The sequence below is a fragment of the Streptomyces misionensis genome, from assembly GCF_007896895.1.
Classification (GTDB): domain Bacteria; phylum Actinomycetota; class Actinomycetes; order Streptomycetales; family Streptomycetaceae; genus Streptomyces; species Streptomyces misionensis_A.
In genome coordinates, this window is sequence record NZ_VOGW01000180.1 from 78060 (window position 1) to 103888 (window position 25829).

The following is a 25829-nucleotide window of genomic DNA, read 5'->3' on the forward strand; positions in this document are numbered from 1 at the left end:
GCGGCCCGCGTGCAGGCGGGCGTCGGCCGACCGTTCACCGCCGCCGCGCCGGTAGGAACCGCACCGATGTCGCCGCCCGCGCCGGTACGAACCGCACCGGTGACCGCTCACCGTCGCCGCGTCGGTACGAGCCTTACCGTTGATTGCCCACCGTACGAGCCGCACCGGTGACCGCTCACCACCGTCCCACCGGTGCGAACCGCACCGGCGTACCCGGCGCCGCCTGGGCCGCCGCCGGGAGGTCGGACGCCCGGACCACCGCGATCACCGGATAGCCGCCGGTGGTCGGGTGGTCGGCCAGGAAGACCACCGGGCGGCCGTCCGGTGGGACCTGTACGGCGCCCAGCACCATGCCCTCGCTGGGGAGTTCGGCGTCCCGGGCCCGCTCCAGCGCCGGTCCCTCGGTGCGCAGGCCGATGCGGTTGCTCGCCGCGGACACCCGGTAGGCGCGCGTGGCCAGATCGCGCACCGCCCGCGCCGTGAACCAGTCCGCGCGGGGTCCCGGCGTCACCCGCAGCACCAGTTCGGCGGGCGGTCCCGGCTGCGGTGCCCCCTCCACCCGCGCGGGCGGCCCGGTCGGCCGGCCCAGCGGCAGCACCGTGCCCTCGGTGAGCGGGGCCGGGCCCAGACCGGACAGCAGATCGGTGGCGCGGCTGCCGAGCACCGGCTCCACGGCGATGCCGCCGCGCACGGCGACGTAGCCGCGCACCCCGGCCACCGCCGCGCCCACCTCCAGGAGTTCCCCGGCCGGCACCACGACGGGCGCGCCCCAGGGCGCCGGCCGGCCGGCCACCGTCACCGGGCAGGGCGCCCCGCCGACCGCCACGGTCACCGCCGAACGGGCGCGCAGCGAACAGCCGTTGACCGTCGTCTCCAGCACGGCGGCGTCCGGCGGGTTCCCGGCGAGCCGGTTGACGAGCGCCGCCGCTCCGGGGTCCAGCGCCCCGGAGCGGGGCACCCCGAGATGCGCGTACCCCGGCCGCCCGAGGTCCTGCACGGTGGTCAGTGCCCCGGGGCGTACGACGACGAGGGCACGGTCGGTCATGACTCCTCCAACGGTCCGGCGCCCGGCCCGCCGTTCGCCGGTCGGCCGTTCGCCGGTCCGCCGTTCACCGGTCCTCCGTCGGGACGAACCGCACGCGTGTGCCCGGGGAGAGCAGTGCGGCGGGGTCGCGGGTGTGGTCCCACAGGAGGGCGTCGGTGGTGCCGATCAGCTGCCAGCCGCCCGGCGAGGTGCGCGGGTACACCCCGGTGTACGGTCCCGCGAGCGCCACCGCGCCGGCCGGGACCGCGGTGCGCGGGGTGGCCCGGCGCGGGACGTCGTAGCGGGCCGGGAGCCCGGTGAGATAGCCGAAGCCCGGGGCGAACCCGCAGAAGGCGACCGTGAACTCGGTGCCCGCGTGGATGCGGGCCACCTCCCGCTCGGACACCTTCCAGTGCGCGGCGACGGCCGCGAGGTCGGGGCCGTCGTAGCGCACCGGGAGCTCCACCGGGGGGCGTGTCCGCTCGGGGGGCGGCGCCTCGGTGGGCGAGGTCAGTTCGGACATCCAGCGCCCCGGGTCGGACAGTCCGTCGAGCAGGACCGTGCGCGCGGCCGGCACGATCTCGCGGACGGCCAGCGTGCCCGCCGCGCGGCGCCGCAGGAGTGCCGCGTGCAGGGACCGCACCTCCTCCGCCGAGTCCACCTCGATCAGCAGCGCGTCCTCCCCTGCGGGCAGCGCCCTCATGCGAACGCCTCCACCCGCACGCCCGCCGCCACCAGGCGCGCCCGCACCCGCCGGGCCAGTTCCACCGCGCCGGGGGTGTCGCCGTGCAGGCACAGCGAGCGGGCGCGCACCTGGATGCGCGCGCCGGAGTGCGCGGTGACCACGCCGGAACGCGCGAGCCCGACCGAGCGCTGGACGACCGCCTCCGCGTCGCTCACCACCGCGCCGTCCCGGTCGCGCGGCACCAGCGTGCCCTCGTCGGTGTACGCGCGGTCCGCGAACGCCTCCGGCACGGTGGGCAGGCCCGCCTTGCGGCCCAGTTCCAGCAGCCGGGAGCCGGGCAGGCCGAGCACCGGCAGCGCGGCGTCCGCGAGCAGCACGCCGTCGATCACCGCGCCGGCCTGCTCCTCGTCGTGCACCACCCGGTTGTAGAGCGCGCCGTGCGGCTTGACGTACGCCACCCGGGCCCCGGCCGCCCGCGCGAACACCTCCAACGCGCCGATCTGGTAGGCCACTTCGGCCGCCAGTTCGGCGGACGGCACCTCCATCGCGCGCCGGCCGAACCCGGCGAGGTCCCGGTAGGAGACCTGGGCGCCGATCGTCACCCCGCGCTCGGCGGCCAGTTCGCACACGCGGCGCATGGTGGCCGCGTCCCCGGCGTGGAAGCCGCAGGCCACGTTGGCGCTGGTGACGACGGACAGCAGTTGTTCGTCCTCGGTGAGCCGCCAGCGGCCGAAGCCCTCGCCGAGGTCGGCGTTCAGATCGATCGCGGTCATGGTCATTCCCGTGTCTCCGGTAGGTCGGGTGGTCGTCGGCAACGGCGCGGTCAGTCGATGCCGACCAGCCGGTACTGCTCGTCGCGCGCGTCGGTCAGGAACATCTGGCCCGGCGCGTGCGTGAGGGCGAACGGCGGCCGGGAGGCCATCACCGCCGCCTGAGGGGTCACCCCGCAGGCCCAGAACACCGGGATCTCGCCCTCCTCGACGGTCACCGGGTCGCCGAAGTCCGGCCGGCCGAGATCGGCGATGCCGAGGCCCGCCGGGTCCCCGCAGTGCACGGGACCGCCGTGCACGGCCGGCAGCAGGCTGCTCTCCTTGATCGCCGCGCCCAGCCGCCTGGGCGGCACCGGGCGCATGGACACCACCATCGGCCCGCTCAGCCGGCCCGCGGGACGGCAGGGGCGGTCGGTGATGTACATGGGCACGTTGCGGCCCTGCTCGACATGGCGGATCGGCACGCCCGCCCGGACCAGCCCCCACTCGAAGGTGAAGCTGCAACCGATCAGGAACGCCACCAGGTCGTCACGCCAGTACGCGCGCACATCGGTGGGCTCGTCGACCAGTTCGCCGTCCTGCCACACCCGGTAGCGCGGCAGATCGGTGCGCAGATCGGCGCCCTCGGCGAGCACCGTCGTCGGGGAACCGGCGTCGGTGACGTCCAGCACCGGGCAGGGCTTGGGGTTGCGCTGGCAGAACAGCAGCATCTCGTAGGCCCAGTCGGCGGGCACCGCGATCAGGTTGGCCTGGGTGTGGCCGGCCGCGACACCGGCCGTGGGGCCGGTGAGGCCCGCGCGGAACCGGGCCCGCGCCGTCCGCGGGCTCCAGTACGGCGACCGTTCCTCGGCCGTGGTGACGGGACGGTCCTCGGTGCTCTGCACCCCTGTCATGTCAGTTCCTTTCCGCGCGTCTCGGGCAGTCCGAGCAGCGCCAGTGCCGCGAGCCCGTAGCCGACCGCGCCGAAGACCAGCGCGCCGCCCACGCCCCAGCCGTCGGCCAGGAAGCCCACCAGGGTCGGGAAGGCCGCGCCCACCGCGCGGCCGGTGTTGTACGTGAAGCCCTGTCCGGTGCCGCGCACCGCCGTCGGGTACAGCTCGCTCAAATAGGAGCCGAAGCCGCTGAAAATGGCCGACATGCAGAATCCGAGCGGGAAACCGAGCACCAGGAGCAGCGTGTCGGCTCCCGGCGGGATGTGCGCGTAGGCCAGCACGCACACCGCCGACAGCAGCGCGAACAGCCAGATGGTGGCGCGCCGGCCGAGCCGGTCGGTGAGGTGACCCCCGGTCAGGTACCCGAGGAACGCGCCGGAGATCAGCAGGGCGAGGTAGCCGCCGGTGCCGACCACGGACAGGCCGCGTTCGGACTTGAGGTACGTCGGCACCCAGGTGGCCAGCGTGTAGTAGCCGCCCTGGACGCCCGTGGACAGCAGGCTCGCCAGGAGCGTGGTGCGCAGCAGGCCCGGGGCGCCGTTCCGGCCCGGCCGGAAGATCGCGGTGAACGAGCCGCGCCGCGGGTCCTGTTCACGGGCCGCCAGCGCCACCGGCGCGTCGTGCACGCTGCGGCGCAGCCACAGCACCAGGAGCGCGGGCAGCGCGCCGGTCCAGAACATCACCCGCCAGGCCAGGTCGTCGCCAGCGAAGGAGAAGACCAGCGTGTAGGCGACGGCGGCCAGCGCCCAGCCGACGGCCCAGGAGCTCTGGACCGCGCCGAGCGTACGGCCCCGGTGGCGCGCGGAGGAGTACTCGGCCACCAGGATGGCGCCCACCGCCCACTCGCCGCCGAAACCGAGCCCCTGGAGCGCCCGGAAGACCAGCAGCGTCTCGTAGTTGGGCGCGAAGCCGCAGGCCACCGTGAACACGGCGTAGGTGAGCACCGTGATCACCAGGGCCCGTACCCGGCCCACCCGGTCGGCGACCACACCGGCCAGCGCGCCGCCGACGGCCGAGACGACCAGGGTGACGGTGGTGAACAGCCCGGTCTGGCCGCTGTCCAGGCCGAAGTACGCGGAGAGGGCCACCATGCTCAGCGGCAGCGTGAAGTAGTCGTAGGAATCCAGGGCATAGCCGCCGAACGCGCCGGCGAACGCGCGTCGCCCGTGCGGGCCGAGGGCGCGGAACCAGCCGAACGCGTCGTCCTGGCCGGTGGCGGTGGGGTCGTGCTCATGGGCACCTCGCAGAGGGGGACGGAGGGTGCGGAAAGCGAGCCGTGCCGAGCACCGTAGGGGATCGTTCAACGATCCTTCAATACCTATGTTGTCTCGTTCCGTCGGCTGCGGTTGAATTCCGGGCATGGCAGAGCAGCTGGCGGGACTGGCCGACGACCGCGCCCTCCTGGGCCGTACGAGCACGGCGGAGCGGGTTTCGGACATCCTCAGGAGCCGCGTCGCGGACGGGTACTTCCCGCCCGGCACCCGGCTTTCCGAGGACAGCATCGGCGGGGCGCTCGGCGTCTCCCGCAACACCCTGCGCGAGGCGTTCCGGCTGCTCACCCACGAACGCCTGCTGGTGCACGAGCTCAACCGCGGCGTGTTCGTGCGGGTCCTGACCGTCGAGGACGTCGAGGACATCTACCGCACCCGCTCCCTCGTCGAGTGTGCCGTGGTGCGGGGCCTGGGCGAGCCGCCGTACGCCGTGCGGGGGATGGCCGACGCGGTCGCCGAGGGCGAGACGGCGGCCGCCGAGGATGACTGGAAAACGGTGGGTACGGCCAACATCCACTTCCACCGGGAACTGGTCGCCCTCGCCCGCAGCGAACGCACCGACGAACTGATGCGCAGCGTCTTCGCCGAGCTGCGCCTCGCCTTCCACCTGGTGGACGAGCCGCGCCGGCTGCACGAGCCGTACCTGTCCCGGAACCGCCAGATCCTGCGCGCGCTCCAGGCGGGGGACCGGCGTGCGGCGGAGAGCCTGCTGGAGACGTACCTGGCGGACTCCCTGGAGCGGGTGGTGGAGGTCTACCGCCGCCGGGTCGGCGAGGAAAGCGCTTCGTGAGGCAGGCGGGGGCACCTCGGTGCGCGGCTGCGCCGGCTCCCGTTTCGGTGGATGTCAGACAGAGGACCTAGTCTGTGCACCGTGACTTCCCCCGCACCGACGGAACCCGCTCCGCCCCAGCTCAGCGCCGCCCCGCGCCCCGCGCCGGGCCCGGCCGCCGACGAGGGGCTGGCGCGTCGGCTGCGCGCGCTCGCCTGCACGGCGCCGCTGCACGACCTCGACGCGCGCAAGGGCAGCCTCGCCGGCGAGTACTCGGTGTACGGCATGGCCGAGGTGGCGCTCGCCGCCATCGACCTGGTCACGCTCAACATGGACTTCGACACCGGCGCCGACCACGAGCAGATCGTCGCCCGGCTGATCCCGCGCATCGCCGCCCAGGCCCCCCGGCGCCCCGCCGCCGAGCACGAGCGGGTGGCCCGCTGGGTGCTGGAGAACCTGATCAACGTCGGCAGCGTGGACCGCGGCTTCCGCGCCGTCTACGGCACCTTCGCCGCGGACGGCACCTATGTCCGCCGCGACTACGACTTCAAGCTGATCGAAGAGGTCCCCGGCCCCGGCGGCACGGTGTACCTGCGCACCACCGACGAGGCGGTCAACGTCCTGGTCGGCGCCCTCGACACCGACGTCACCAGCGCCCAGATCGCGGCCGAGGTCAAGCTGGAGGTGCTGATCAACCGGGGCAGGCTCGCCGACGCCCAGCTCGCCGCCGAGCAGGCCCGCTACCGCACGGTGCAGTACTCCGAGACCCTGCGCCGCGCCCTGGAGGCCACCCGGCGCAACGTCCGCGCGGTCGACTGGCTCAACGCCGTGCCCGACATGATCGCCGAGGCCCTGGACCACGTGGCCGACCGCTACCGCCACGAGAACGCGATCCTCACCAACATCCGCAAGGCCCGCGACGAGACCGAGGAGCCCGAGCACAAGCGGCGCGCCGCCGAACTGGTCGACATCGTCAAGGACTGCATCCGCCGGCACACCCAGCTCCAGTCGCGCCTGCTGGAGGCGGGCCCGCTGTTCCGCGCCGAGCAGGACCGGCAGGCCTTCGCCACCCCCGCGACCGCCTCCGGGATCGACCTGTACGGCCATCTCGTCGCCCCCGTGCTGCCGCTGCCGGTGGCGGAGGCGACCCGGGTCACGGACGCCTTCTTCGCGCACGGCACCGGTCTGCGCACCCCGGTGGCGGTGCGCGTCGCCGACCTCGTGGACATACTCCTGACCCCGCCCGTGGAGCGCGAGCACCTGGGCGCGGAGATGCCCGAGCCCGACCTGATCGCCACCCCGGACGACAGCCGGTTCAGCGAGGAGCAGCTGGCCGCCGCCATGGAGCTGCTGGACCTGCCCGCCGACGCCCCGCGCCGGCTGTCCGGACTGCTGGCCGAGGCCCGGCGCACCGGGGACCCCGATCTGGCCTATCTGGTCGCCCTGCTGGCGGTCCACGCCGCCAGCCCCGCCGTCGGCACCGCCTACCGGCAGGGCGAGGAGAAACTGCTGTTCGCCGTGGACGACGGCACCGAACTGGACGATCCCGAGTTCGGCGGCGCCGACCTGATCGTCGGCATGGCGCTGCTGGACGCGGCGGGCATGGCGGCGGACCGGGCAGCATGAGCAAGTCAGAAAGCGACAAGGAGTCAAAGCCGTGAGCGAGCACGTCGAGTGGAGTGACACCGAGGCCCCGGCCCCGCCGGCCACCGCCGCCGTCACCCCCGCCGACGCCGCCGACGCGGCGCGGCTCGTGGCGTACGGGCTCCAGCCCAAGCTGCAGCCCGCCCGCGACCAGGACTACACCGAACTGCTGCGCCGCTACCGCGAGGACCCGGCGTTCGCGCGCCTCGCCGACGCCGTCGCCACCGGTCTGGGCCTCGTCGTCCTGGAGGTGTCCCCGCGCGCGGGCATGGCCGTGACCGCCGCCGAGGACTCGGTGTTCGCCGTCCGCATGGGCGACTACGCGCGTCGCACCACCGCCGACTCCGGCGACCGCTTCCTGCACGGACTCGCCCATCTCGCCGTCGCCGCCCTCAGCTTCCCGCGCCCCGAGGACCTGGCCGACGACGGCTACATCGGCCGCGTGACGGTCAACGGCGTCGACGCGTTCGTCCGCCAGGCCTGCCGCCGCATCGAGGAGCGCGCCGAGGAGCAGGGCGAGAACACCGACCCCGCGACCGACGCGCCCGGTCTGGAGGCCGCCTGGCGGATCTGGGCCAGGCGCAGCGCCACCGGCGCCACCAAGGACGCCCGCCGGCCCGCCTCCTCCACCACCGGCATCGTCGCCAAGGCCCTCGCCTTCCTCACCGACTCGGGCTTCCTCCAGCGCACCGGCGACGACGGCGGCGGCACCTACCGCACCACCGCCCGCTACCAGCTCCAGGTCCGCGACATGGCCGGCACCGCCGCCATGGCCGAACTGCTGGAGCTGGGCGTGGTCCCGGTGACCGACGGCAGCGCCAGCCTGCTGCCCGCCGAGGACACCGACGACCTGGAACTGGTGGCCGACGCGGGCCTGCCGTTCCACTCCTGACGCGCGAAGCGCCCTCGAACGACCGCACCTTCACCAGACTTACGAGAGTCCGCCATGTACGAGCTGTCCCGGGTCCGCCTCTACTCCATCGGACCCGCCGGTGCGCGCTACGCCGACACCGTGCTTGACCTGCGGGGCGTCGGCGAGCCCGTGCCCGATCCGGCGCCCACGCAGGCGGAGTTCTTCGAGGAGGAGCCGTCCGGGCCGCCGCGCCGCCCCGCGCCCGCGGGCGTGCTCTTCCTGGAGAACGGCGGCGGCAAGTCCGTCCTGCTCAAGCTGATCTTCTCGGTGATGCTGCCCGGCCACCGCAACACCCTGGGCGGCGCCAGCTCCGGCGTGCTGCGCAAGTTCCTGCTCGCCGACGACTGCGGCCACGTCGCCCTGGAGTGGCAGCACGTGCTGACCGGCGAGTGCGTGGTGGTAGGCAAGGTCAGCGAGTGGCGCGGCCGCCAGGTCTCCAACGACCCGCGCAAGTTCGCCGAGGCCTGGTACTCCTTCCGGCCCGGTCCCGGACTCAGCCTGGACAACCTCCCGGTGGCCGAGTCCACCGCCGTACGGCCGCCCGTCGAGGGTGTCTCCGGCGCCCAGGGCCGCCGCCGCACCATGAAGGGCTTCCGCGACGCCCTGATGGAGGCGGGCAAGGCCTACCCGCACCTGGAGGTGCACTGGGAGGAGACCCACGAGCGCTGGACCGACCACCTCGGCGAACTCGGCCTCGACCCCGAACTCTTCCGCTACCAGCGGGAGATGAACGCCGACGAGGGCGAGGCGGCCGGCCTCTTCGCGGTCAAGAAGGACTCCGACTTCACCGACCTGCTGCTGCGCGCGGTCACCGACACCCGGGACACCGACGGCCTCGCCGACCTCGTCAGCGGCTTCGGCAACAAGCTCGGCCGGCGCGCCGAACTGATCGCCGAACGGGACTTCACGGCCGGCTCCGTCGACCTGCTCGGCCGGATCGTGGAGGCCGCCGACGCCCGCGCCCGCGCCCGCGACATCCACGCCGGCGCCGAGCGCCGCACCCGCACCCTCGCCCGGCGGCTGTCCGCGCGCGCCGTCCAGGAACGGGTCCGGGCCACCGACCTCGCCCAGCGGGTCACCGCCGCCGCGTACGCCGTCACCCACTCCGAGGGCGCCCGCGAGCGCAGCTCCCTGATCGCCGCCGAACTCGCCTACCGACACGCCTCGTTGGCGCTCGCCGCCGCCGAGAAGGCCGCCGCCGCGCAGAAGCGCGAGCTGGCCGACGCCCGTACCCTGCACTCCGCCTGGCAGGCCGCCGAGGCCGTGCTGCGCCACCGCGCCGCCGCCGACCGCGTCGCCCGCGTCTCCGCCGCCATCCAGGAGGCCGAACGGGACGCGGCCCCCGCCCTGGCCGCCCGCGCCAAGGCCGCCGTGGACCTCGTACGCGCCCTGCACGCGGCCGCGGAGAACGCCGAGAACCTGGCCAACGAGGGGGAGGAGCGCTCCGCCGCCCTCCAGGAGGCCGGCGACTGCGCCCACCGTGACTCCACCGCCGCCGCCACCGAGGCCCAGCGCGCCCGCAGCGAGGCCGGGCACCTGCGCCAGCGGCTCGCCGAGGTCGAGCAGGAGACGGCCGAGGCGGTCCGGGCCGGCTGGCTGGACGACAGCGCCCCGGACGCCGACCCGGCCCGCGCCGCGCTCGCCGCCGCCGACGCCGAGAAGACCACCGTCGCCGCCTGGGACACCGCCCGCGAGGCCGCCCTCAAGGCCGCCGAGCACGCCCGTGAGACCGCCGCCGCGGAATCCCGCGCGGAGCTGACCGCGGCCCGCGCCGCCGACGCCGCGACCGCCGCCGAGCGCGCCCACGAGGCCGAGCGGCGCCTCGCCGACTCCCTGGCCGCCGAGGAACGGCTCGCCGAACTGCTGGGCCTGCCCGGCACGGCGGCCCGCGCGGGCCTGCCCGCCCAGCGCACCGAGGAGGCCGACGCCGGCCCCCGCGCGGACCGGGACGAGACCCCCGGCGGCCCCCTGACCGCCCTCGAACTCGACCGCTACGCCGACGAGTTGCGCGAACTGCTGGGCGACGCCGTCACCACCGCCGAACGCCAGCTCTTCGACCTGCGCACGGCCGCCGCCGACGACGCCCGCATCCTCGGCGCCCTCGGCGACGGCGGACTGCTGCCGCCCGGGCCCGATGTGCTGGCCACCGTCGAGTTCCTCGGCGAGCACGGCATCCCCGCGCTGCCCGGCTGGCGCTATCTCGCGCAGGCCGTGGACCCCGCCGACCACGCCCGGGTGCTCGCCGCCCGTCCGGAACTGGTCGACGGCGTGATCATCACCGACCCCGACACCCACGCCCGGGCCCGCGAGGCGCTGAGCGACGCCGCCCTGCTGCCCCGCTCCGCGGTGGCCGTCGGCACCGCCGCCGCCCTGCTCGCCCCGACCCCCGCCGAGGGCACCGACACCGCCGGGGTCTTCCTGGTGCCACCGAACCCGGCCATGCACGACGAGCACGCCGCCGACGAGGAACGCCAGGCACTGCGCGCCCGCGCCACCGCGCGCGACGAGGAGATCCGGGTGCTCGCCGCCCGGCTCGGCAAGGACCGCGAACTCGCCGCCCGGCTCGCCTCCTGGCGCACCGGCTGCCCCGCGGGCCGGCTCGCCGAACTGGCCCGCGCCGCCGAGGAGGCCCGCGCCTTCGCCGAGGAGTCCGAGGCCGAACTGGCCGAGGCCCGCACCACGCGCGCCGAGGCCGAGGAGGCCGCCGCCGAGGCCGCCCGGCTCCGCGACGAACGGCAGGAGGCCGCCCAGAAGGCCCGCCGCGCCGCCGACGCCCTCGCCGGACTCGCCTTCCGGCTGCGCGAGCGCGCCGGCTGGCAGGCCCGGCTGCGCGAACTCGCCGACGAGGCCGCCGAGGCCGAGGCCCGCGCCCAGACCTGCCTGGAGCGCGCCCGCGCCGCCGACGAGGACCGGCGCGCCGCCCAGCGCGCCGCCGACGACGCCCGCCGCACCGCCCGCGCGCTGCGCGCCGAGCGCGCCGAGATCGCCGGCGCCCCCGACGACGTACCGGCCCTGGACGAGGACGCCCCCAGGGCCTCCCTGCCCGCCCTGCGCGAGGCCTACCGGGCCGCCTCCCAGGTGTACGAGAAGGTCGGCGTCGGCGCCGACCTGCGCGCCGAGCAGGCCCGCGCCGAGAGCGACGAGAGCGCCGCCCGCGCCGAGCTGGACCGGCTCAGCAACAAGGTCCGCACCCGCGCCGAACAACTGCTCGAATCGCCCGACGGCTCCGACGGACCCTCCCGGCAGGCGGCCGCCGCCCGCGCCGAGGAGCTGGTGCAGCTCCTGGAGACCCGTATGTCCACGGCGAGCGAGCAGCTCGGCCGGCTGCGCGGCGAGGCCGAACGGCACGCACCCGAGGACGGCGAGGCGCACACCCGGCTGCCCGAGGAGCTGGTGCCGCGCGACGCCGAGCACGCCCAGGCGCTGCTGCGCACCGCCACCGGTGAACTCGCCGCCCGCACCGAGGCGTTGGCCGAGGCCCGGGACGCCCACGCCGAACTGCTGGCGGCCCACCGCGCCGCCGAGGACGCGGCCGGCGGCTTCGACGAGATCGCCGCGATGCTCCGCGACCTGCTGCGCGAGCAGGCGGGCGACGAGGAGCAGGAGGCGCCGGAGCCGTACCCGGGCAGCCTGGAGGAGGCCCGGCAGTCCGCCGCCGAGGCCCGCCGTTCGCTGCGCGGCTGCGCCGCCGACCTGTCCGCGGCCGAGGCCGCCGTCCGTGAGGCGAGCGACGTGCTGGTCCGGCACGCCAACTCCACGCGCTACGAGCAGGTCCGCACCCCGGCCCGGCAGCAGATCCGCGAGCTGCCCGCCGCCGCGCTGCCCGAGCACGCGCAGAAGTGGGCGGACGCCTTCGCGCCCCGGCTGCGCGTCCTCACCGACGAGCTGGCCCAGCTGGAGCGCAACCGCGACTCGATCGTGGACCGGCTGCGCGGCCTCGTGGAGTCCGCGCTGGCCACCCTGCGCTCCGCCCAGCGGCTCTCCCGGCTGCCCGAAGGGCTCGGCGAGTGGTCGGGACAGGAGTTCCTGCGCATCCGCTTCGAGGAACCCGACCAGGCCACGCTCACCGAGCGGCTCGGCGAGGTCATCGACGACGCCACCCGCGCCGCCGTCAAGAAGAACTCCGACCTGCGCCGCGACGGCATGTCGCTGCTGCTGCGCGGCGTCGCGGCGGCGCTCCAGCCCAAGGGTGTGGCCGTCGAGATCCTCAAGCCGGACGCCGTGCTGCGCGCCGAGCGGGTCCCGGTCGGCCAGATGGGCGACGTCTTCTCCGGCGGCCAGCTGCTCACCGCGGCCATCGCCCTGTACTGCACCATGGCCGCGCTGCGCTCCAACGACCGGGGCCGCGACAAGCACCGGCACGCGGGCACGCTGTTCCTGGACAACCCGATCGGCCGCGCCAACGCGACCTACCTCCTGGAACTCCAGCGCGCCGTCTCCGACGCCCTCGGCGTCCAGCTCCTGTACACCACGGGTCTGTTCGACACCACGGCCCTCGCCGAGTTCCCCCTGGTCATCCGGCTGCGCAACGACGCGGACCTCAGGGCGGGCCTGAAGTACATCAGCGTGGAGGAACACCTGCGCCCCGGCCTGCCGCAGCAGCCGCGGGCGGGCGAGGCGGTGCACAGCGAGATCACGGCGACGCGGATGTACAGGAAGCCGGCGTGAGCACCGGGCACCGGGAGGACGGCCCGGGACGGGGCCTGCCTGCTGGACGGACGCTTCGGTAGCATGACGTTTCGTATGACGCATTCATGAGCGCCATGCGCAACAGAATCGGGCGGGACGACCGTCGCGTCAGGGCTTCCCGCGGATACGGCCCGAAACGGGCCGGCAGGTGGTGACAGCTCAGCCATGCCCCGTACACGCAACGAGTCCGGTCCCGGCGACCCGAGCACGGCGCGCCCGGGGACCCGGGAGCGGCCGGGCGGCCGGGGAGCGGTCGGCGCGGTGCAGTCGGTGGACCGCGCCGTGAGCGTCCTGGAGATCCTCGCCCGGCACGGCGAGGCGGGCGTCACGGAGATCGCCGAGGAACTGGACGTGCACAAGTCCACGGCGTTCCGGCTGCTCGGCGTCCTGGAGAACCGGGGCCTGGTGGCGCAGGCGAAGGACCGGGGCAAGTACTACCTGGGGGCCGGCGTCCTGCGTCTGGCGGGGGCGGCGGCGGTGCGGCTGGACATCTCCCAGGAGGCCGTCCCGGTCTGTCGCGAGGTCGCCGACGAACTGGGCGAGACGGTGAACATCGCGGTGCTGGACGACGACGCGGCCGTCAACATCATGCAGGCGCGCGGCACCGCCGCCGTGACCGCGCAGAACTGGCTCGGCCGGCGCACCCCGCTGCACGCCACCTCCAGCGGCAAGGTGCTGCTCGCGCACATGCCGCCCACCCTGCGCGAGGGCCTGCTGGCGCGGCCGCTGCACCGGTTCACGGAACGCACCGTCACCGGCGCCTCGGCACTGCGGGCCGAACTGCAGGCCGTGGTGGAACAGGGCTACGGGGTGACGCTGGAGGAACTGGAGCCGGGCCTGGCCGCCGTGGCCGCGCCGGTCCGCGCGCACGACGGCGAGGTGATCGCGGCGATCAGCGTCTCGGGACCGGTGTACCGGCTCGGCCCGGACCGGCTGACCGAGGTGGCCGAGCGGACCGTGGCGGCGGGCACCGAGCTGTCCCGCCGCATGGGGTACGGCTTCTGACGGACCCGGGCCGCGGGCCGGCGCCCACCTCGACCGCGCTCCGGCGGGGCCGCTCAAGGATGCGACAGCCGCTCCCGGCCGCCCCGCCGCCGTATCCGCTCCTGTTCCCGCAGCGCCGCCCGCTCCTGGCGCCGGCGGGCACGCCGCTCGCGGCGCAGCGCCCGGGCGGTGCTGCTCGGCTCGGAGATCACGCCGTACCGCTGGTTCCACACCTGGCGGGTCACCCAGACGTCGACCACCGCCCAGGTGGCCACCACGGTGCTCGCCACGCTGCTGATCACCATGGGGAACGCCAGCCAGGACCCGGCCATGGTGCTCAGGAACGCCACCATCGCCTGTATGAGCGTCAGCGAGATGACGAGCAGCGCCCGCACCGCCGCCGTACGCACCGGATCGGGCAGCGGATGCCGCCGCGCGGGCTCCTCCACCCACAACGGCCGGTACTCCCGCTGCGCCTCGCGCCGCTCCGCAGTGCCCTTCACGCTGTCACTCCCCACCGCCGGCAGACCGCTCGCCCCGAAGTCCGAAGACCCGACTCCCCACTTGCTGCCCGGCTTGCGCTGATTTACGCCGCACGAGGTACGGGACAGTGCCTTCCCGGCCCATTCCGCCCCCAACTCCCGTAGAGAAGGACGAACAAGACCGGCCGAAGATTCCCGCCTGGGAAAAATTCCAGCCAACGCCTTCCCCCGCACCGGCGCCCGGCCCCGGCGCACCCCCGCCGGATCACGGTGGCAATCTCCCGCAATGCCCGGACAACTCGCCCTCCGCCGCCGCGAGTACGGAAGTTCACCTTCCAGACATGCCTTCGAGTTAGCTGTACGTCGGTAGTAGGCTCGCGCCGTTTGTTGACGCACATGCGCACCCCCGGCCCGCGGGGGTCGAGCTGGGGGAGGCCATGCGCTTTCGCGGGAAGTCGATCCGCCGGAAGATCGTGGCGCTGCTTCTCGTGCCGCTGCTGTCCCTGACCGCGATCTGGGGCTTCGCCACCGTGGTCACGGGCCGGGACGTGGCCCAGCTCTTCCGGGTCTCCGACGTCATGCAGAACATCGGCTACCCGACCGAGGACACCGTCCGCGTCCTCCAGCAGGAACGCCGCCAGACCCTCGTCTACCTCGCCGACCCGCGCGCCTCCGACTCCCTGTCCGCGCTCCAGCGCACCCGCACCGCCACCGACGGCGCGATCGCGAAGATCCGCGAGAACGCGAAGAAACGCCACCTGCGCCACGGCCTCGGCACCCAGGGCAGCGAACACCTCACCGCCGTCCTGGACGCCTTCACCGGCCTGGACTCGCTGCGCCACAGCGTCGAGGACGGCACCACCAGCCGCGCCCAGGCCTACGAGCTGTACAACCGGCTGATCGACCCCTGCTACGCGCTGCTCGGCGGCCTCGACGGCATCGACGACGTCGAGATGGACAAGCAGGCGCACGCCCTGGTCAACGTCACCCGGGCCCGCGAGCTGCTCTCCCGGGAGGACGCCCTGCTCGGCTCCTCCCTCGTCGTCGGCCGGCTCACCCGCGAGGAGACCCGCGAGATCTCCGACCTCGTCGCCCAGCGCACCCTGCTGTACGACATCAGCCTGCCGCTGCTGCCCGCCGCCGAACGCGAGCGCTACGAACAGTTCTGGACGAACGCCGGCACGGCGCCGCTGCGGGTGGCCGAGCAGACCGTCATCGACAACGGCTCCGGCACCCCCGGCGAGGTCACCGCCCAGAGCTGGGACTCCGCCGCGGGCAGCGTCCTGGACGACCTCGGCACCCTGGACGACCAGGCGGGCGACCGCTTCCAGAACCGTGTGCACCCCGTCGCCATGCGGGTCATCGCCCAGGCAGCGATCGCGGGTCTGCTCGGCCTGCTCGCCCTCCTGTTCTCCCTCGTCCTGTCCGTGCGGACCGGCCGCGGCCTCATCCGGGACCTGCGCCGGCTGCGCCTGGAGGCGCACGAGGCGTCCGGCGTCCGGCTGCCCGGCGTGATGCGCCGCCTGTCGGCGGGCGAACGGATCGACGTGGAGACCGAGGTGCCGCGCCTGGAGTACGACAAGAACGAGATAGGCGAGGTCGGACAGGCTCTCAACACCCTCCAGCGGGCCGCCGTCGAGGCCGCCGTCAAGCAGTCCGAACTGCGCGCCGGTGTCTCCGAAGTCTTCGTCAACCTCGCCCGCCGCAGCCAGGTGCTGCTGCACAAGCAGCTCACCCTCCTCGACACCATGGAGCGCCGGACCGAGGACACCGACGAACTCGCCGACCTCTTCCGCCTGGACCACCTCACCACCCGGATGCGCCGGCACGCCGAGGGCCTGGTGATCCTCTCCGGCGCCGCGCCCTCCCGGCAGTGGCGCCGCCCGGTGCAGCTGATGGACGTGGTCCGCGCCGCCGTCGCCGAGGTCGAGGACTACGAGCGCGTCGAGGTCCGCCGGCTGCCCAGGGTCGCCGTGACCGGACCCGCCGTCGCCGACCTCACCCACCTCGTGGCCGAACTCCTGGAGAACGCCACGGTGTTCTCCCCGCCGCACACCGCCGTCCAGGTCATCGGCGAACGGGTCGCCAACGGCTTCACCCTGGAGATCCACGACCGGGGACTCGGCATGACGGCCGAGGCACTGCTCGACGCGAACCTCCGCCTCGCCGAGACCCCCGACTTCGAACTCTCCGACACCGACCGGCTCGGCCTGTTCGTGGTCAGCCGGCTCGCCCAGCGCCAGAACGTCCGCGTCTCCCTGCAACCCTCGCCCTACGGCGGCACGACCGCCATCGTCTTCATCCCCGACGCGCTGCTCAGCGACGAGGTCCCGGACACCAACGGCATCGGCTTCCGCCTCGACCGGGGGACGAAGAACCCCGGGCGCACGACCGGGAACGCACGGGCGACGGCGCAGCTGCCCGGCCTGCCCACCACGCTGCTGGACGGCCCCGTGGAACTGGACTCGCCCGTCGACCTCGACGCCCTCGACGACTTCCCCGGCGCCCTGCCGGACGAGGACAGCGAGCGCGGCGGGCTGTTCCGCCCGCGCCGCGCCATCGGCCGGGGCGACGACCCGGCCGAGGACCGGGCGGCCGACCGCCCGGCGGGGGAGGACGGCGGCGAGTCCGGGCTCCTGCCGCTGCCGCGGCGGCAGCCGCCCAAGCTGGTCAGCTCGCACGGGAAACCGGTCATCGGCCAGCGCCCCCGCCGCCCCGAGCCGGGTCGCCGGGACGCGGACCACACCGACCCGCAGCCGGACCACGCCGACGAGGCCCCGCTCCGGCCCGACCGCGGCGGACCCGCGCCGCTGCCCCGCCGGACCACGGCCGCCCGGCGCCGGACCGGACCCGAGGACAGCCCGGGAGCCGGGGAGGCCGACCCGACCAGCGGCCCCGCCAAGGCCCCCGGAGTCCCGGCGCTGCCCCAGCGGACCGGGACCGCTCCCGGCGGACCGGCCCGCGCCGCCCGGGAGGGCACCGCGGACACGGCCGAGGGAGCACTGCCCCGGCGCGTCCGGCAGGCCAGCCTCGCCCACCAGCTCAGGCAGGACCCCGAACGGCGCTCCGGGCGCGCACAGGCGCCCGCCGACCGCGACGCCGACGAGGTCCGCAGCCGTATGGCCTCGCTCCAGCGCGGCTGGCAGCGCGGCCGCGAGGAGAACGCCACGGGCGACACCGCCCGCGACGGCACAGCACAAGGAACCACTAAGGGGGACGGTCGATGACCGCACCGAAGGCGACCGACCACACGGCGACGGGCAACAGGGAGCTGAACTGGCTCCTGGACGACCTCGTCGACCGCGTCGCCAGCATCCGCAAGGCCGTCATCCTCTCCGGCGACGGTCTGCCCACCGGGGTGTCCAAGGACCTGACCAGGGAGGACGGCGAGCACCTGGCCGCCGTCGCGTCCGGCTTCCACAGCCTCGCCAAGGGCGTGGGCCGCCACTTCGACGCCGGCGGCGTCCGGCAGACCGTGGTCGAACTGGACGACGCCTTCCTCTTCGTCACCGCCGCCGGGGACGGCAGCTGCCTCGCGGTCCTGTCCGACGCCGACTCCGACGTCGGCCAGGTCGCCTACGAGATGACGCTCCTGGTCAAGCGGGTCGGCGACCATCTGGGCACCGCCCCGCGCACGGACCTGCCCGCGGGCGGGTAGTGGGATGACATGAGCGGAGACGGTCAGGTGAGAAGCCACTGGTTCGACGACGACGCCGGACCGGTCGTCCGTCCGTACGCCATGACGCGCGGCCGCACCACCAGCGCGGCCCAGCACCGCCTCGACCTGATCGCGGTGGTCGTCACGGAGCCCGACGCGGGGGACGCGGACACGGACCCGACGCTCTCTCCCGAGCACGTGGACATCGTGGAGCTGTGCCGCACCGCCCCGCAGTCGGTCGCCGAGCTCGCCGCGGAACTCGACCTGCCCATCGGCGTGGTCCGCGTCCTCGTCGGCGATCTCGTGCACGCGGAACTCGTCCATGTCACCCGGCCGGTGCCCCCGGCCGAGCTGCCGGACGAGAGTATTCTGCGCGACGTGATCAACGGCCTGCGGGCGCTGTGACCGGCGCGGAAGCGGAGTACTGACGTGACAGGCTGGCAGTTCTGGGTCGACCGAGGCGGCACCTTCACCGATATCGTCGCGTGTCGCCCGGACGGCCGGCTGCTCACCCACAAGGTGCTCTCCGACCACCCCGGCCGCCCGCACACCGGGTCCGGCGCGGGCGCCGGCCGGCCCGCCACCGACGCGGCCGTCGCCGGCATCCGCGCCCTCCTCGGCGACTCCCAGGAGCCCGTCGAGGCCGTCCGGATGGGCACCACGGTCGCCACCAACGCCCTCCTGGAACGCAGCGGCGAACCCACCCTCCTGGTCGTCACCCGGGGCTTTGGCGACGCCCTGCGCATCGCCTACCAGAACCGGCCGAGCATCTTCGCCCGCCGCATCGACCTGCCCGAACTGCTCTACGAACGGGTGATCGAGGCCGACGAACGCATCGCCGCCGACGGCACGGTGCTGCGCGCCCCCGACCTGGACGCGCTCGCCCCGCTGCTCCGCGAGGCCTACGACGACGGGATCCGCGCCGTCGCCGTCGTCTGCCTGCACAGCCACCTCCACCCCGCCCACGAACGCGCCATCGGCGAACTCGCCGCCCGTACCGGCTTCCCGCAGATCTCGCTGTCCAGCGAGGTCAGCCCGCTGATGAAGTTCGTCCCACGCGGTGACACCGCGGTCGCCGACGCCTACCTCTCGCCCGTGCTGCACCGCCATGTCCGCCATGTGGCCGGCGAACTCCACGGCGTGCGGCTGATGTTCATGCAGTCCAACGGCGGGCTCACCGAGGCGGGACAGTTCCGCGGCAAGGACGCCGTGCTCTCCGGACCGGCCGGCGGCATCGTCGGCATGGCCCGGATGTCGCAGCGGGCGGGCTTCGACCGGGTCATCGGCTTCGACATGGGCGGCACCTCCACCGACGTCTCGCACTTCGCCGGCGCCTACGAACGGGTCTTCGACACCCACGTCGCGGGCGTCCGGCTGCGCGCCCCCATGCTCGACATCCACACGGTGGCCGCGGGCGGCGGCTCCGTGCTCCGCTTCGACGGCTCCCGTTACCGCGTCGGCCCCGACTCGGCCGGCGCAGACCCCGGCCCCGCCTGCTACCGGGCGGGCGGCCCGCTCACCGTCACCGACGCCAATGTGATGCTCGGCCGCATCCAAGGCGCCCACTTCCCGGCCGTGTTCGGGCCCGGCGGCGACCAGCCGCTGGACGTGGATCTCGTCCGCGACCGCTTCACCGCGCTCGCCCACGAGATCCACGAGGCCACCGGCGACCGGCGGACCCCGGAACAGGTGGCGGAGGGCTATCTGCGGATCGCCGTCGCCGACATCGCCAACGCCGTCAAGCGGATCTCCGTCCAGAAGGGCCACGACATCACCCGGTACGCCCTCACCACCTTCGGTGGCGCGGGCGGCCAGCACGCCTGCCGGGTCGCCGAGTCGCTCGGCATCCGCACCGTCCTCGTGCCCCCCATGGCCGGGGTCCTCTCCGCGCTCGGCATCGGCCTCGCCGACACCACCGCCATGCGCGAACAGTCCGTCGAGGCCCCGCTGGAGCCCGCCGCCATGCCCGGCATCCGCGCAACGGCCGGCGACCTGGAGGCGGCAGCCCGCGCCGAACTCGTCGCCGAGGACGTCCCCGAGGGCCGCATCCGGGTCACCCACCGCGCCCAGCTCCGCTACGACGGCACCGACACCGCCCTCACCGTCGAACTGGGCGAGCCCGACACCATGCGGCGGGCCTTCGAAGAGCGGCACCGCGCCACCTACTCCTTCACCCTCGACCGCCCGATCGTCGTGGAAGCCCTCTCCGTCGAGGCCACCGGCATCACCGCACCCCCCGATCTCTCCGCCCTCGCCCCGTACGAGGGACGGCCCGCCGCGCCCGAGACCGTCCGCCTGCACACCGGCGGCTCCTGGCGCGACGTACCCCTGCACCGCCGCGAGGCCCTTCCTCCCGGCGAGCGCCTCACCGGCCCGGCGATCATCACCGAGGCCAGTGCGACGACCGTCGTGGACGACGGCTGGCGGGCCGTGGCGCGCGACGACGGGCATCTGGTCATGGAACGCACGGCGGTCACGCGGAGTTCCGACGCCGACACGGAAACCGACCCGGTTCTCCTGGAGGTCTTCAACAACCTCTTCATGTCGATCGCCGAACAGATGGGGGCCCGGCTGGAGTCCACCGCCCAGTCCGTCAACATCAAGGAGCGCCTGGACTTCTCCTGCGCCCTGTTCGACCCGGACGGCAACCTGGTGGCCAACGCCCCGCACATCCCCGTCCACCTGGGCTCCATGGGCACCAGCGTCAAGGAGGTCATCCGCCGTCGCGGCACCGCGATGCGACCGGGCGACACCTACGCCGTCAACGACCCGTACCACGGCGGCACGCATCTGCCCGACGTCACCGTGATCACCCCGGTCTTCGACACCGACACCCCGGAGGACCCCGAGCACCGGCCCCGGCTCCTCTTCCACGTCGCCTCGCGCGGCCACCACGCGGAGATCGGCGGCATCGCCCCCGGCTCCATGCCGGCCCACAGCCGCACCATCGAGGAGGAGGGCGTCCTCTTCGACAACTGGCTGCTCGCCGAGGGCGGCCGCCTCCGCGAGGAGGAGACCCGCCGCCTGCTCACCGAGGCCCCCCACCCCTCCCGCAACCCCCGCACCAACCTCGCCGACCTGCGCGCCCAGATCGCCGCCAACCAGAAGGGCGTCGACGAGGTCCGCCGCATGATCGAGGAGTTCGGCCTCGACGTCGTCCAGGCCTATATGCGGCACGTCCAGGACAACGCCGAGGAGGCCGTCCGCCGCGTCATCGACGCCCTGGACGACGGGGAGTACGCCTACGAGACCGACTCCGGTGCCGTCATCCGCGTCCGGGTGCGCGTCGACCGGGCCGAGCGCCGCGCCACCATCGACTTCACCGGCACCTCCGCGCAGCTCGCCACCAACTTCAACGCCCCCTTCGCCGTCGTCAACGCGGCCGTCCTGTACGTCTTCCGCACCCTGGTCGCCGACGACATCCCGCTCAACGACGGCTGCCTGCGCCCCCTGGACATCATCGTGCCGCCCGGCTCCCTGCTCGCCCCGGAACCACCGGCCGCCGTCGTCGCCGGGAACGTGGAGACCTCCCAGGCCATCACCGGCGCCCTCTACGCCGCGCTCGGCGTCCAGGCCGAGGGTTCCGGCACGATGAACAACGTCACCTTCGGCAACGAACACCACCAGTACTACGAGACCGTCGCCTCCGGTTCGGGCGCGGGCGACGGCTTCCCCGGCGCCGACGTCGTCCAGACCCACATGACCAACTCCCGGCTCACCGATCCCGAGATCCTGGAGTGGCGGCTGCCCGTCCGCCTCGAAGAGTTCGCCGTCCGGCGCGGCAGCGGCGGCGCCGGCACCTGGCGCGGCGGTGACGGCGCCGTACGCCGCATCCGGTTCCTGGAGCCCATGACCGTCTCCACCCTCTCCCAGCACCGCCGCGTGCCCCCGTACGGAATGGCGGGCGGCGCACCCGGGGCGCTCGGCGCCAACCGGGTGGAGCGGGCCGACGGCACGGTCACCGACCTCGGCGGCAGCGGCTCCGCCGACGTCGGACCGGGCGACGTACTCGTCATCGAGACCCCCGGTGGCGGTGGCTACGGCCGGCCGTCGCCCGATCCCCAGCAAGCAGGAGAGGCGAACGATGGTCTTCGGCCGTTCTGAGCACGGCGCGCCCCCGGTCGAACCGGTCACGCTCAAGATCCTGGTGGCCGGCGGCTTCGGCGTCGGCAAGACCACCCTGGTCGGCGCGATCAGCGAGATCAGGCCGCTGCGCACCGAGGAGACGCTCACCGAGGCCGGGCGCCCGGTCGACGACACCAGCGGGGTGGAGGGCAAGCACACCACCACCGTGGCCATGGACTTCGGCCGGATCACCCTGCGCGAGGACCTGGTGCTGTACCTGTTCGGCACGCCCGGGCAGGAGCGGTTCTGGTTCATGTGGGACGAGCTGTCCGAGGGCGCGCTGGGCGCCGTCGTCCTCGCCGACACCCGCCGCCTGGAGGACTGCTTCGCCGCCGTCGACTACTTCGAACGGCGCGCCATCCCCTTCCTGGTCGCCGTCAACTGCTTCGACGGAGCCGCCGTCTACCCGGCCGACGCGGTCCGCCAGGCGCTCGACCTGGACCCCCAGGTGCCGGTGCTGCTCTGCGACGCCCGCGACCGGGAGTCGGCCAAGGAGGTCATCATCGACCTCATCGAACATGCCATGCGCCGCCCTTCCGCGCCCCAGCCGACCGCTTGACGGCCCAGCCGGCCGCCCCTGCGGGCCATGCCCCTGCGAGCGATCCCGGCGAGGCGGACTGTCGGCCAGCCGGCAGGCCGCCTCGGCTGGACGATCCGCCGGCCGCCCACGCTTGACCGCGGCAGGCGGGGCGCGCCCGCCGCCGGCCCCGCGACCTCCGCCCGGGTCGCGCCCCGGGCGGTCCCGGCCGGCCGGCTTTTGGCTGAGGCCACGGCGGTCGTGGCGGGATCGCTCACCAGCCGGTCGAGGCGGTTTTCTCGGAGCCGTTTACCACCGCGGCGCGACGGCCGTGCGGTGCGGCCACGGGATCGCCCTGCCGGGCAGTTCCGTCCGGGCGTCCCGCGCCGCCCTGCCCAGCGCCTCGGTCACCGCCCCCGCGCGGTCCGTGCGAGCCCCGCCCGCCGGTCGGCCGATCGGCGGCCGGTTCGGCGCTCACCATCGCCGCTCGACCGCCGCCCGCTCGACCGCCGCCCGCTCGCCCGGTGCCGGTGCCGGTGCCGCTGCCGGTGCCGTCGGCCGGCCGCCCCGTCGGACCTCGTGGCCCGGCACCTCCGCGCGCCCCGGCACCCGTGCTCGCCCCGCCCACGGACGTGACGGAGCGTCGGGAAGCGTCACGGGTGAACGAAAAAGTGCGGGCCCGCACCGCACGGCTTCCGGAAGACGCCCCTCCCGTGATCGGATACAGTCCGCGCGTGTCCGAAAACAAGCAACCAACTGTCAACTCCGCGCTCGGCTCGCACTGTTCGGCCTGCGGAGTGCCCTATGGAGAGGGCGTCACCGGCTGGCCGCGCACCTGCCCGTCCTGCGGCACCGTCGCCTACCGCAACCCGCTGCCCGTGGCGATCGCGCTCCAGCCCGTCTACGACACCCAGGGCACCGCCCTGGTCGTCATCACCCGCGCCGTCGCCCCGGCCCGCGGCGGCACGGCCCTGCCCGGCGGCTACGTCGACGACCGCGAGGACTGGAAGCAGGCCGTCGTCCGCGAACTCAAGGAGGAGACGGGCATCGACGCGGCCGCCCGTGACGTGCGGCTCGTGGACGCCATGAGCTCGCCCGACGGCCATCTGCTGCTGTTCGGGCTGCTCCCCGAACGCCCGGCCGACGTCCTGCCGCCCGCCGGCCCCACCGACGAGACGGAAGGCCGGCAACTGCTGCGCAGGCCCGAGGAACTGGCTTTCCCCCTGCACAGCGCCGCCGTGCGGGCCTTCTTCGAGGGCCGCTACATCTGACACTCCAGCCCCACCCGGGCCGCGCACCCGCCCGGCCCGGCGGAGTCCGCCCGACCGCCCGGACCGGCCCGCCTCAGCCGGGTCCGCGGCCGCCTGACCCCGACGGAGGAGGGCGCCCCCGTCGTCGACGCCCGGCGGGGCTCGCCGACTCCCGCACCCGCCCCGCCCCGCCCGCCGGCTCACCCCAGTCCCCGCACCCGCACCGGCCAGGCCGGAGGGCTCGACCCGTCCTCCGTCTCCCGGGTGACCACCACGGTCCGGCCCTGCCGCCGAGCGACGTAGCGTTCGAGTTCCGGCTCCGCCAAGCCGTCGCCCGCGTCCGGCACCACCAGGCCGCCCCCGGTGCGGCCGGGCGCCGGTGCCCACACCTCCAGCTCCGGGCCCTCGGCGCCGCGCACGGGCAGCACCGCGCCCGCCCGCGCGAACACCGGTATCCGCGCCGGGGACGCCGCCACGACCACCTGGGCCGGGCCCTCGTACGCCCGCTCCGTAGCCGTGTCGTACCAGCGGCCCCGCGGCAACCGCACCGTACGCCGGTCGGCGCCGGGCTCGAGAACGGGCGCCACCAGCAGGCCGTCCCCCAGCAGGAAGGCGTCCTCGCAGTCCCGCAGCGCCCGGTCCTCCGGCGCCCCCCACCACGCCGGCCGCACATAGGGCGCGCCGGTCCGCCGGGCCAGATGAGCCAGCGTCACGAAGTACGGCAGCAGCCGCCGGCGCTCCAGCAGCGCCGCCCGCGCGTGCTCCAGCACCTCGGGCCCGAACTCCCACGGCTCCCGGCGCCCCGCGCGCAGTCCGGCGTGGGTGCGGAACAACGGCAGGTACGCGCCGAGCTGGAACCAGCGCAGATACAGCTCCGGCGAGGGACTGCCGTCGAACCCGCCGATGTCGGGACCCGAGTACGGCACCCCGCACAGACCGAGCCCCAGCACGAGCGACAGCGACGCGCGCAGCCCCGGCCAGCCCGTCGCCACATCGCCGGACCAGGTGCCGCCGTAGCGCTGCATCCCCGCCCAGCCGGACCGGGAGAACAGGAACGGCCGTTCCTCGGGCGCCAGTTCGCGCAGCCCCTCGTAACCCGCCTTCGCCATGCACAGCCCGTACACGTTGTGCGCCTCGCGGTGGTCCCCGCCGCGCCCCTCCAGCGCGTGCCGGGCCGAACGCGGGAGCGTCGGCTCCCCGAAGGCGTTGAAGGACACCGGCTCGTTCATGCCGTGCCAGAACCCGGCGAACCCCTCCGCCAGCCGCTCCTCGTACAGCCCGCCCCACCACGCGCGCACGCGCGGGTCCGTGAAGTCCGGGTACACCGCCTCGCCGGCCCACCCCACACCGCGCACCGGCCGCCCCGAGGCGTCCCGCACGAACGCGTCCACCGCCGCCCCGCCGTCGTACACCGCGTTGCCCGCGGCCGCCTTCACGGCCGGGTCGACGATCGACACCAGCCGGACGCCGTCCCGGCGCAGCTCCTCGGCGAGCACCGGCAGCTTCGGGAACCGCTCCCGGTCGACGGTGAACACCTGGTGGTCGTCGTAGTGGTCGATGTCCAGGTGGACGGCGTCCAGGGGCAGATCGCGCTCCTGATACCCCGCCACGATCCGGCGCACCTCCTGCTCGCTGCCGAACCCCCACCGCGCGTGATGGTGGCCGAGCGCCCAGGACGGCGGCAGCGCGGGCGCCCCCGTCAGCGCGGCCCAGGTGTGCAGCACGCGCGACGGCGCCCCCACCATCACCCAGCAGCGCAGCGGGCCGCCGTCCATCCGCAGCTCGCAGTGGCCCGGCCGGTCGTGCCCGGAGCCGGCGCCCTCCTCGCCCTCGCGCAGCAGCACCGTGCCGTCCCAGGTGGTGTCGTGGAACACCAGGTGCGTCCCCGCGTCCGCCACCACCAGCTGCACCGGCATCGTCACGTACAACGGATCGTCGCCGGGGCCGAACGCGCCACCGGGGTCGGTGTTCCACAGCCGGTACGTGCCGTCCCGCAGCCGCGGTCCCGACGCGCGCCCGCCGAGCCCGAAGAACCGGGCGTCCGCCGCCACCTCCGATCGTTGCAGCCACCGCCCCGGACCCCCGCCGACCGGCTCCCACCAGCGCGGCGGCAGCT

General features: G+C 74.7%; 18 protein-coding genes. 11 read left to right on the forward strand and 7 right to left on the reverse strand.

Annotation, left to right across the window (positions count from 1 at the left end):
- Positions 1–175 precede the first annotated feature (175 nt).
- From FRZ03_RS30420 to FRZ03_RS30440, 5 genes are all read right to left on the reverse strand, one after another.
- Complete coding sequence (locus FRZ03_RS30420; RefSeq protein WP_146468302.1) at positions 176–1045, reverse strand: 5-oxoprolinase subunit C family protein; 870 nt, start codon at positions 1043–1045, stop codon at positions 176–178.
- A 64-nt stretch (positions 1046–1109) separates the two neighbouring features.
- Complete coding sequence (locus FRZ03_RS30425; RefSeq protein WP_146468303.1) at positions 1110–1727, reverse strand: 5-oxoprolinase subunit B family protein; 618 nt, start codon at positions 1725–1727, stop codon at positions 1110–1112.
- Positions 1724–2482, reverse strand: a complete 759-nt coding sequence (locus FRZ03_RS30430) for a LamB/YcsF family protein (protein ID WP_146468304.1) — start codon at positions 2480–2482, stop codon at positions 1724–1726. The genes FRZ03_RS30425 and FRZ03_RS30430 overlap by 4 nt, the downstream gene beginning before the upstream one ends.
- A 50-nt stretch (positions 2483–2532) precedes the next feature.
- Positions 2533–3372, reverse strand: coding sequence for a putative hydro-lyase (locus tag FRZ03_RS30435; protein ID WP_186785704.1), 840 nt, complete (start codon positions 3370–3372; stop codon positions 2533–2535).
- Positions 3369–4658, reverse strand: coding sequence for an MFS transporter (locus tag FRZ03_RS30440; RefSeq protein WP_146468328.1), 1290 nt, complete (start codon positions 4656–4658; stop codon positions 3369–3371). The genes FRZ03_RS30435 and FRZ03_RS30440 overlap by 4 nt, the downstream gene beginning before the upstream one ends.
- Positions 4659–4770: 112 nt before the next feature.
- Between FRZ03_RS30440 and FRZ03_RS30445 the strand changes: the two genes are divergently transcribed.
- From FRZ03_RS30445 to FRZ03_RS30465, 5 genes are all read left to right on the forward strand, one after another.
- Complete coding sequence (locus tag FRZ03_RS30445) at positions 4771–5472, forward strand: GntR family transcriptional regulator (protein ID WP_146468305.1); 702 nt, start codon at positions 4771–4773, stop codon at positions 5470–5472.
- Positions 5473–5553: 81 nt separating this feature from the next.
- Positions 5554–7077 carry a hypothetical protein gene (locus tag FRZ03_RS30450; RefSeq protein WP_146468306.1) on the forward strand — a complete coding sequence of 508 codons (1524 nt, stop codon included), beginning with the start codon at positions 5554–5556 and terminating at the stop codon, positions 7075–7077.
- A gap of 31 nt (positions 7078–7108) precedes the next feature.
- Complete coding sequence (locus FRZ03_RS30455; protein ID WP_146468307.1) at positions 7109–7987, forward strand: hypothetical protein; 879 nt, start codon at positions 7109–7111, stop codon at positions 7985–7987.
- 54 nt (positions 7988–8041) lie between these two features.
- The gene (locus FRZ03_RS30460; RefSeq protein ID WP_146468308.1) at positions 8042–12676 is read left to right on the forward strand and encodes a hypothetical protein; all 4635 of its coding nucleotides are present in this window, start codon (positions 8042–8044) and stop codon (positions 12674–12676) included.
- A 282-nt stretch (positions 12677–12958) separates the two neighbouring features.
- Positions 12959–13702, forward strand: a complete 744-nt coding sequence (locus FRZ03_RS30465) for an IclR family transcriptional regulator (RefSeq protein WP_146468330.1) — start codon at positions 12959–12961, stop codon at positions 13700–13702.
- A 53-nt stretch (positions 13703–13755) separates the two neighbouring features.
- On the opposite strand, the gene FRZ03_RS30470 is transcribed toward FRZ03_RS30465, so the two are convergent.
- The gene (locus FRZ03_RS30470) at positions 13756–14292 is read right to left on the reverse strand and encodes a hypothetical protein (protein WP_398661409.1); all 537 of its coding nucleotides are present in this window, start codon (positions 14290–14292) and stop codon (positions 13756–13758) included.
- Positions 14293–14600: 308 nt separating this feature from the next.
- Between FRZ03_RS30470 and FRZ03_RS30475 the strand changes: the two genes are divergently transcribed.
- The 6 genes from FRZ03_RS30475 (at position 14601) to FRZ03_RS30500 (ending at position 23734) form a co-directional block, all read left to right on the forward strand.
- Positions 14601–17390 carry a nitrate- and nitrite sensing domain-containing protein gene (locus FRZ03_RS30475; protein ID WP_146468309.1) on the forward strand — a complete coding sequence of 930 codons (2790 nt, stop codon included), beginning with the start codon at positions 14601–14603 and terminating at the stop codon, positions 17388–17390.
- Complete coding sequence (locus tag FRZ03_RS30480) at positions 17387–17821, forward strand: roadblock/LC7 domain-containing protein (protein ID WP_070029982.1); 435 nt, start codon at positions 17387–17389, stop codon at positions 17819–17821. Before FRZ03_RS30475 ends, FRZ03_RS30480 begins: the two co-directional genes overlap by 4 nt.
- Positions 17822–17830: 9 nt before the next feature.
- Positions 17831–18226, forward strand: coding sequence for a DUF742 domain-containing protein (locus tag FRZ03_RS30485; RefSeq protein ID WP_146468310.1), 396 nt, complete (start codon positions 17831–17833; stop codon positions 18224–18226).
- 24 nt (positions 18227–18250) lie between these two features.
- On the forward strand, positions 18251–21925 hold the full coding sequence (locus FRZ03_RS30490; protein ID WP_146468311.1) for a hydantoinase B/oxoprolinase family protein: 3675 nt from the start codon (positions 18251–18253) through the stop codon (positions 21923–21925).
- Positions 21906–22505, forward strand: a complete 600-nt coding sequence (locus FRZ03_RS30495) for a GTP-binding protein (RefSeq protein WP_146468312.1) — start codon at positions 21906–21908, stop codon at positions 22503–22505. Before FRZ03_RS30490 ends, FRZ03_RS30495 begins: the two co-directional genes overlap by 20 nt.
- A 692-nt stretch (positions 22506–23197) precedes the next feature.
- A complete protein-coding gene (locus tag FRZ03_RS30500) occupies positions 23198–23734 on the forward strand; it encodes an NUDIX domain-containing protein (RefSeq protein WP_146468313.1) in 537 nt (178 codons plus the stop codon).
- 179 nt (positions 23735–23913) lie between these two features.
- On the opposite strand, the gene FRZ03_RS30505 is transcribed toward FRZ03_RS30500, so the two are convergent.
- The coding region (locus FRZ03_RS30505) for a glycoside hydrolase family 31 protein (RefSeq protein ID WP_146468331.1) at positions 23914–25829 on the reverse strand (1916 nt) is incomplete at its 5' end.

What these genes read in the sequence shown, in the direction of transcription:
- FRZ03_RS30420 (WP_146468302.1), bottom strand. Translation starts at nt 1,045, where the DNA reads ATGACCGACCGTGCCCTCGTCGTCGTACGCCCCGGGGCACTGACCACC.
- FRZ03_RS30425 (WP_146468303.1), bottom strand. Translation starts at nt 1,727, where the DNA reads ATGAGGGCGCTGCCCGCAGGGGAGGACGCGCTGCTGATCGAGGTGGAC.
- FRZ03_RS30430 (WP_146468304.1), bottom strand. Translation starts at nt 2,482, where the DNA reads ATGACCGCGATCGATCTGAACGCCGACCTCGGCGAGGGCTTCGGCCGC.
- FRZ03_RS30435 (WP_186785704.1), bottom strand. Translation starts at nt 3,372, where the DNA reads ATGACAGGGGTGCAGAGCACCGAGGACCGTCCCGTCACCACGGCCGAG.
- FRZ03_RS30445 (WP_146468305.1), top strand. Translation starts at nt 4,771, where the DNA reads ATGGCAGAGCAGCTGGCGGGACTGGCCGACGACCGCGCCCTCCTGGGC.
- FRZ03_RS30460 (WP_146468308.1), top strand. Translation starts at nt 8,042, where the DNA reads ATGTACGAGCTGTCCCGGGTCCGCCTCTACTCCATCGGACCCGCCGGT.
- FRZ03_RS30475 (WP_146468309.1), top strand. Translation starts at nt 14,601, where the DNA reads ATGCGCTTTCGCGGGAAGTCGATCCGCCGGAAGATCGTGGCGCTGCTT.
- FRZ03_RS30480 (WP_070029982.1), top strand. Translation starts at nt 17,387, where the DNA reads ATGACCGCACCGAAGGCGACCGACCACACGGCGACGGGCAACAGGGAG.
- FRZ03_RS30485 (WP_146468310.1), top strand. Translation starts at nt 17,831, where the DNA reads ATGAGCGGAGACGGTCAGGTGAGAAGCCACTGGTTCGACGACGACGCC.
- FRZ03_RS30495 (WP_146468312.1), top strand. Translation starts at nt 21,906, where the DNA reads ATGGTCTTCGGCCGTTCTGAGCACGGCGCGCCCCCGGTCGAACCGGTC.